The sequence below is a fragment of the Paludibacterium sp. genome (assembly GCF_019232825.1).
GTDB lineage: Bacteria > Pseudomonadota > Gammaproteobacteria > Burkholderiales > Chromobacteriaceae > Paludibacterium.
In genome coordinates this window covers 1-6,653 of sequence record NZ_JAFAND010000052.1, presented here as the reverse complement: position 1 = coordinate 6,653, position 6,653 = coordinate 1, and the positions used below count along the sequence as shown (strand labels likewise).

10 protein-coding genes are annotated in these 6,653 nt (G+C 63.1%); 7 read left to right on the top strand and 3 right to left on the bottom strand.

Annotated elements, in window-relative coordinates:
* The 4 genes from JOZ06_RS06865 to JOZ06_RS06850 all read left to right on the top strand — a co-directional run.
* The coding region (locus JOZ06_RS06865; protein ID WP_293230446.1) for a DMT family transporter at positions 1-672 on the top strand (672 nt) is incomplete at its 5' end.
* A 69-nt stretch (positions 673-741) separates the two neighbouring features.
* Positions 742-1,197, top strand: a complete 456-nt coding sequence (locus JOZ06_RS06860) for a MarR family transcriptional regulator (protein WP_293230443.1) — start codon at positions 742-744, stop codon at positions 1,195-1,197.
* Positions 1,194-2,693 carry an MDR family MFS transporter gene (locus tag JOZ06_RS06855; RefSeq protein WP_293230440.1) on the top strand — a complete coding sequence of 500 codons (1,500 nt, stop codon included), beginning with the start codon at positions 1,194-1,196 and terminating at the stop codon, positions 2,691-2,693. The genes JOZ06_RS06860 and JOZ06_RS06855 overlap by 4 nt, the downstream gene beginning before the upstream one ends.
* Positions 2,694-2,896: 203 nt before the next feature.
* Positions 2,897-3,088 carry a hypothetical protein gene (locus JOZ06_RS06850; RefSeq protein ID WP_293230438.1) on the top strand — a complete coding sequence of 64 codons (192 nt, stop codon included), beginning with the start codon at positions 2,897-2,899 and terminating at the stop codon, positions 3,086-3,088.
* A gap of 10 nt (positions 3,089-3,098) precedes the next feature.
* Here JOZ06_RS06850 and JOZ06_RS06845 read toward each other — a convergent pair whose 3' ends face one another.
* Positions 3,099-3,566: a nuclear transport factor 2 family protein gene (locus JOZ06_RS06845; protein ID WP_293230435.1), complete on the bottom strand. Its 468-nt coding sequence runs from the start codon at positions 3,564-3,566 to the stop codon at positions 3,099-3,101.
* A gap of 81 nt (positions 3,567-3,647) precedes the next feature.
* Here JOZ06_RS06845 and JOZ06_RS06840 point away from each other — a divergent pair, with 81 nt between their 5' ends.
* Complete coding sequence (locus tag JOZ06_RS06840; RefSeq protein WP_293230432.1) at positions 3,648-4,223, top strand: TetR/AcrR family transcriptional regulator; 576 nt, start codon at positions 3,648-3,650, stop codon at positions 4,221-4,223.
* Between the two features lies 1 nt (position 4,224).
* On the opposite strand, the gene JOZ06_RS06835 is transcribed toward JOZ06_RS06840, so the two are convergent.
* Together JOZ06_RS06835 and JOZ06_RS06830 are read right to left on the bottom strand one after the other, a co-directional pair.
* Positions 4,225-4,608 (bottom strand): helix-turn-helix domain-containing protein, encoded by a 384-nt coding sequence (locus JOZ06_RS06835; protein WP_293230430.1) that lies wholly within the window; start codon positions 4,606-4,608, stop codon positions 4,225-4,227.
* Positions 4,609-4,693: 85 nt separating this feature from the next.
* The gene (locus tag JOZ06_RS06830; RefSeq protein WP_293230428.1) at positions 4,694-5,449 is read right to left on the bottom strand and encodes a DeoR/GlpR family DNA-binding transcription regulator; all 756 of its coding nucleotides are present in this window, start codon (positions 5,447-5,449) and stop codon (positions 4,694-4,696) included.
* A gap of 85 nt (positions 5,450-5,534) precedes the next feature.
* Between JOZ06_RS06830 and JOZ06_RS06825 the strand changes: the two genes are divergently transcribed.
* Entirely contained in the window at positions 5,535-6,152 is a 618-nt protein-coding gene (locus JOZ06_RS06825; protein WP_293230426.1) for an NUDIX domain-containing protein, read from the top strand.
* A gap of 54 nt (positions 6,153-6,206) precedes the next feature.
* On the top strand, positions 6,207-6,653 hold a 447-nt coding region (locus tag JOZ06_RS06820), incomplete at its 3' end, for a DeoR/GlpR family DNA-binding transcription regulator (RefSeq protein WP_293230423.1).

Here is a 6,653-nt window from a genome sequence, read left to right as displayed (position 1 = left end):
GGCGTGGCGCTGGTGGGGAATTGGCTATTGTTGTTTTCCGCCTACCGCTTTTGCGGCATGGGGCTCGCCACCGTGGTGTATCACACGCAGCCCTTTTGGCTGGTGTTGCTAGGCCGCTTCTGGCTGGGCGAGCGCTTGTCCGCACGGCGCGCGCTGGCGTTGTTGTTGGCCTTCGCCGGCTTGGTGCTGGTGGTGCAGCCTGGGCGGATGGGGCAGGGGGATATGGCGGGCGTCGGCTTGGCGCTGGGCGCGGCGGTGCTCTACGCGCTGGCGACGCTGATCAGCAAGCGCCTGCCCGCGGCATGGCTGCCGTCGCAAGTCGCGTGCGTACAAACGGCGGTCGGCGTGCTGTTGCTATGGCCGCTGGCGGATTTGCCGGCGCTAGGGCACGCCGGCGCATCCTGGCCGTATTTGGCGGTGATCGGCCTGGTGCATACCGTGCTGATGTACATCTTGATGTATGCCGCCTTTCGCCGGCTGCCGACCGCTTGGATCGGTCTGTTGGGGTTCATCTATCCGCTGGTGGCGCTCGTGGTCGATGACCTGGCCTATGGCCACGCGCTCAACGCGGCGCAGGCGGCGGGCGTGGCATTGATCGTCATCGCCAACGTATGGGGGTTGCAGCGGCAGGGCGCGTTGCCTGCTTGGCGCGGGCGGCGCATGGCCGGCTGACGGTTGCTTGCGCGGTGTCTCGATGTACGGCATTATAGATAGGTAGCCTACCTATTTTAAGGCGATGCTGTGACACACGATTCATCTTCCGCCGCTAGCGACGACCTCCGCGCGCTGGCCGATGCGCTGCGGCCCGCGCTGATGCGCTTGATGCGCCAGTTGCGCCGCGATAGCGAAGACGCCGGCGTGGGCATCACGCCGTTGCAGAATTTATTGCTGGTGTTGATCCACAAACAGCCCGGCATCGGCGTGAGCGAGCTTGCGCGCATCGAAAAACTCCGTGGCCCGACGGTCAGCGGCCATGTGCGCGGTTTGGAGCAGGCCGGCTTGGTGACGCGCTCGGCCGAAGAGCAGGGCGACCGCCGCCGCAGCGGCTTGTATGTGACCGAGCGCGGCCGCGAAGCGCTTGAGGCCATGCGGGCGTTCCGCACCGATTGGCTGGCGGGGCGGCTCTCGCGCCTGGCGCCCTCGGCGCGCGAACGGCTGGCGCAAGCCATCGATGTCCTGACCGAGCTCTCCGAATGAGTGCCGGCGCGAATAACCCGGCCACGGACGGCGCTCAGGTGATCCGGCGGGTGTATTTCGGCCTGATGGTGGTGCTCGGGCTAGGCTCGATCGACCAGAGCATCGTGTCGACGGCGCTGCCGCGCATCGTGGCCGATCTGGGCGGTCTCAGCCATTTGTCGTGGGTGGTGACCGCCTACGTGCTGGCCTCGACCGCCACCATGCCGCTCTATGGCCGCTTGAGCGACCAGTATGGCCGCCGGCCGCTGATTTTGATCGCGATCCTGCTGTTTCTGGCGGGCTCGATGTTGTGCGGCTTGGCGCGCACCTTGCCCGAGCTGATTGTCTTTCGCGCATTGCAGGGCCTGGGTGCGGGCGGTTTCATGCCCTTGTCGCAAATCATTATCGGCGATCTGGTGCCGCCGGCGGCGCGCGGCAAACGTCAGGGCGGCATCGCCGCGGTCTATGCCGCCTGTAGCGTGGTCGGCCCTTTGCTGGGCGGCGTGGTGACCGATGTTTTTTCCTGGCATTGGATCTTCTATATCAATCTGCCATTCGGGCTTTGGGGCGTCTGGCTGATCGCGCGCGCCCTGCCGCACAGCACCCCGGGCGGCGGGCAACGGATCGACTTTCTGGGTTCGTTCCTGCTGACCTCGGCGACGACCGCCGTGCTGCTGTTGCTGACACTGGGCGGCGTGCAATGGCCGTGGACCGCTGTGCCGACGATGGCGTTGGCGTTGTTGGCGGCCGGGCTGACTGCCGCGTTGCTGCGGCATGTGCGCCGCGTGCCGGACCCGGTGCTGCCGCTCGATCTGTTCTCCAATCGCGTCTTCGACGTGGCCTGCGTCGTGATGGCGCTCAGCTTCATGGGGCTATTGGGCGCCAGCGTGTTTTTCCCGCTGTTTTTCCAGGTTGTGCGTGGCGTGTCGCCGGCACGTTCCGGCTTGCTTACCGCGCCGCTGATGATCGGCGTGGTGCTGTCGTCGGTGTTCAATGGCCGCGTGCTGCTGCGTTCCGGCCGCTATAAGCCGGCACAGCTGATCGGCTTGTTCGTGGCCACGCTGGCGTTGGCCGTGGTGACCTGGGGTATTCGCGGCGGAGCGACGCTCGCGGTGATCGAGCCGCCCATCTTCCTGCTCGGCCTCGGCTTGGGCTTGGTGGTGCCGAACATGACCATCGCCGTGCAAAACGCCTTGCCGCCCGAGCGCCGTGGCGTGGGGACGTCGATGCTGGCGTTTTTCCGCTCGCTGGGCGGATTGCTGGGCGTTACCGGCTCGGGCGCGCTGTTTGCCCGTCATGTGCAAAACTTGGCCGGTGCGGCGGTCCGTGGCCCCGAGATGGCGGGCGGGCTCGATGTGTCGCGGCTGGCCGGGCCTGCGCGGCTGGCGTCCATGCTGCTCTACCGTCAGGCGATCAGCCAGGCCTTTGCCTTGGGCGTGGCGATGATCGCGCTGGCTTGGTGCTGTCTATGGCTGTTGCCGGAGCTGCCGCTGCATGGCCGCCAAGAAAGGGGTTGACGGATGGGGGTAATGATGGCATCATGGCGAAGTGAGTTAAGCTGTGCATAAAAGTTATTAAAACCAACGCAGTTCCCCTTCCAAGCGGTACTTCCTTGTTTTAATCCCCACGCGCCTGCTGTTTAACCCGACAGTGCCATTGTCGCGTCCTGCCTGTTTACCTCCATCCAAGACGATTTAAATAACCAATGGAGTAACCCATCATGATGATGAAAATTAGCCAATTGAAACCCGGCTTCCGGGTCGATGAACACCATGACGACGGTCGCGTGACCTCGTTCGAGGTGATGAAGGTGCATGCGCTCGGTCGCAAGGTGGAAGTGACCTTCCGCTCGCTGCTGGGCATGGAAAGCGCCGTCTATCTGGCCGACGCTTACCTGAACGCGAGCCGATAATCCCGCGGCGTCACAGCCCCAGGTCGGAAAGTCCGGGGTGGTCGTCAGGGCGTCTGCCTTGCGGCCAGAAAAATTTCCGTTCGTTCTCCTTGATCGGCGCGTCGTTGATGCTGGCAAAGCGGTTTCGCATCAAACCGTCGGCGTCGAATTCCCAATTTTCGTTGCCGTAGCTGCGATACCAATTGCCGGCGTCGTCGCGCCATTCGTAGGCGAAGCGCACGGCGATCCGGTTACCGTCGAATGCCCAGAGTTCCTTGATCAAGCGGTATTCCAGCTCGCGGGCCCATTTGCGCTCGAGCAATTGCCGCGCCTGATCGCGGCCTTGTGGAAATTCGGCGCGGTTGCGCCAGTTCGTGTCCGGCGTATAAGCCAACACGACCTTGGCGGGATCGCGGCTGTTCCAGGCGTCTTCCGCCAGGCGGACCTTTTGTTTGGCGGTTTCCAGCGTGAATGGCGGCAGGGGCGGACGTTGTTCCATGGCAAACTCCTTGGGTGATGTAGACAGGTCTGTCTACGTGCTACTCTAGTCGATGTGGACAGACCTGTCTACAATGCGGCTATGAATACGACATCCTCACCATCCCAAGCGGCATTGCCGGCTCGGCAGCGCATTCTGCTCACGGCGCATGCGCTGTTCTATCGCGATGGCATTCGCGCTACCGGCATCGATCGCGTGATCGCCGAATCGGGCGTGACCAAGGTGACCTTCTATCGCCACTTCCCCAGCAAGAACGATTTGATCCGTGCCTATCTGGAATACCGCCATGCACATTGGATCGCTTGGTTTCAAGACGCGTTGCGGCGCCATGGCGCCGAGACCCATGGCCTGGCGACACTCGTGCCGGTTCTATCGGAGTGGTTCAACGATGGCGGCTACCGCGGTTGCGCGTTCATCAACGCGGTCGTGGAGCTGGGCGGGGCGCAGCCGGATATTTTGGCGGTGGCAGAGCGGCATAAGCACGATATGGCTGTGGCGATCGAAACGCTTCTGCCGCAGGGAGCTCGCCGTGCCGGAGTGTCGCAGGCAGTGGCAATGGCGGTCGATGGCGCCATTGTTCAGGTGCAGCGCGACGGCGTCGCCGACGCCGCCTTGGTGAATTTGCGTGTGTTGATTGATGCGTGCCGCGAGGGATGAATCAGCTTTCCACCCGCGCCAGCGCCTGACGCGCGCGCGCCCAAAAGCGGCGGTTGATGTCCGCCCACTGTTCGCGTCCCCACGGTGTCAGTGTCAACCGACCGGATTTGTCTGCCTCCAGCCAGCCCATTCTTTTCAATTTGACCAGCTTGCGCCGCACCGTCGGGCGCGGGATGCCGGTGGCGAGTGAGAGATCGTGGCTTTGGTTGTGGTTGGGCGAGGGTAGGCGCTGGCCGGCGTTGGTGCGGCCCAATTCGCCCAGCAGCAGGGCCAGCGCCAAGTCGTGCTGCATTAGCCGGTAGAATTCTCGCAGTAGCGGCACCGAGGCCTCGCTCAGCTGTTGGCTGAGCGAGGCTAGATCAAGACGGCTGTCGGGTGGACTCACGTTGGGCCTCTCGATGTTGACATTGGCATGAATCAATGTTTCATCGTAGCCTGAACTGTTCTTTTTGCCGGGTGAAATGATGGCCTTATGTGCTAACGACATTGCCGCCCGCGTTGCGCAAGGGCGCGAGCAGGGCCTCGTCGGTATCCGCTTCGACCAGAATGGCGCTGGCCATCTCCAGGCCGCCGATGCGGTAACGCGAGGCGGTGTGGAGTTTTTCCGCCGAGGCCAATACCACGGTTTCGGCCGCGTGCGCCGCCAGCGCGCGCTTCATATAGGCTTCTTCCAAATCGCCGGTGCTGAAGCCCGCGCTCGGGTGCACGCCGGTGACCCCCATGAAGAACAGGTCCGCGCGAATCGGCGCCAAGGCCTCCAGCGCGGCGCTGCCGACGCTGACGATCGAGTGCTTGTACAGCTTGCCGCCGATCAAGACGACCTCGATGCCAGGGTGGTCGACCAGCGCCACCGCTACATTGGGACTGTGCGTCACCACGGTGGCGTTGAGATCGGCCGGCAATAGCCGCGCCAGCGTCAACGCCGTGGTGCCGCCGTCCAATAGCACCACTTGGCCGGGGGCGATCATGCGCGCGGCACCAGCGGCAAGCGCGCGTTTGCTGGCCGACTCGATCGGCACGCGCTCTGCAAATCCGGCGGCGGCGCGCGATGCCGGCAGCGCGCCGCCGTGCACCCGCTGCAATTTTCCCTCCGCAGCCAGCTCGCGCAAATCGCGACGGATGGTGTCTTCGGACACGTCGTAACGCTGGCTCAATTCGCCGGAAAATACCTGCCCCTCTTGTGCCAGCAGGGCAAGGATGGCCTGTTTGCGTTGCTCGGTAAGCATGCGCGATCCTTTGCACGAAATTTCTTGTTATTGCACGAATCTGCATGATAAGGTAATGTCATATGCATGGCAATAGGAGAATGACATGAACCTGACCACGGCCGAACGTGTGCGCTTGGTGAAGAGTGAAGTCCTGTCCGACGACTGGTATTTGTTGAAAAAAACCACTTTTGATTTCTTGCGCCGCGATGGCGTGTGGCAACGACAAAACCGCGAGACCTACGATCGCGGCAACGGCGCGGTGCTACTGTTGCACGATCGCCGGCGCGACACCGTGGTGCTGATCCGCCAGTTTCGTTTTCCCGCTTTCGTCAACGGCCACGACGGCATGCTGATCGAGGCGCCGGCCGGCTTGCTCGACGACGCCGCACCGGAGGCGCGCATCCGTGTCGAGGTGGCGGAGGAGACCGGCTATCAGGTGCGCGAAGTGGAAAAAGTGTTCGAGGCTTTCATGAGCCCGGGCTCCGTCACCGAAAAGCTGTTTTTCTTTGTCGCCGACTATGAGCCGAATGACGCGATCGGCCATGGCGGCGGCTTGGCGGAGGAGGGCGAGGATATCGAGGTGATCGAGCTGCCGCTCGATACCGCGCTGGCGATGGTGCGTTCGGGCGAGATTGCCGACGGCAAGACCATCATGCTGCTGCAACACGTTGCCTTGCGTCGCGCGCGGGAAGGCTGTCAGCATCAGGCCGCCTCTGTATAATCGGCCGGAAGTTTTCATGCCGATCAACTTGAGCAGCGGGCGCGACGTCGATAAATGATCATTCTCAACCAGCGGCAACAAGAACTCCTCGGCTGGGTGCAGCGCGAGGGACACGTCACGGTCGAGGCGTTGGCCAATCACTTCGGCGTCACGCACCAGACCATCCGGCGCGACATCACGCTGTTGGCCGACAACCGGCTGTTGCAGCGCATTCACGGTGGCGCCAGCGCGCAATCGAGCGTGGAGAATGTGGCCTACAACGCGCGCCAAGTGATGTTCAGCGAGGAAAAGCGGCGAATTGCCCGCCTGGTGGCCGAGCAGATTCCCAATCATGCCTCGTTGTTCATCAACCTCGGCACCACCACCGAGGAGGTTGCCAAGGCGCTGTATAACCATCGCGGTTTGCACGTGATCACCAACAACCTCAACGTGGCGGCGATGATGTGCAATTACCCCGATTGCGAGGTGATCGTCGCCAGCGGCATCATGCGGCCGCGCGAC

Bases quoted from the DNA above. Each gene is read 5' to 3' on its own strand.
- JOZ06_RS06855 (WP_293230440.1), top strand. From the start codon at position 1,194: ATGAGTGCCGGCGCGAATAACCCGGCCACGGACGGCGCTCAGGTGATC.
- JOZ06_RS06830 (WP_293230428.1), bottom strand. From the start codon at position 5,449: ATGCTTACCGAGCAACGCAAACAGGCCATCCTTGCCCTGCTGGCACAA.
- JOZ06_RS06850 (WP_293230438.1), top strand. From the start codon at position 2,897: ATGATGATGAAAATTAGCCAATTGAAACCCGGCTTCCGGGTCGATGAA.
- JOZ06_RS06825 (WP_293230426.1), top strand. From the start codon at position 5,535: ATGAACCTGACCACGGCCGAACGTGTGCGCTTGGTGAAGAGTGAAGTC.
- JOZ06_RS06845 (WP_293230435.1), bottom strand. From the start codon at position 3,566: ATGGAACAACGTCCGCCCCTGCCGCCATTCACGCTGGAAACCGCCAAA.
- JOZ06_RS06840 (WP_293230432.1), top strand. From the start codon at position 3,648: ATGAATACGACATCCTCACCATCCCAAGCGGCATTGCCGGCTCGGCAG.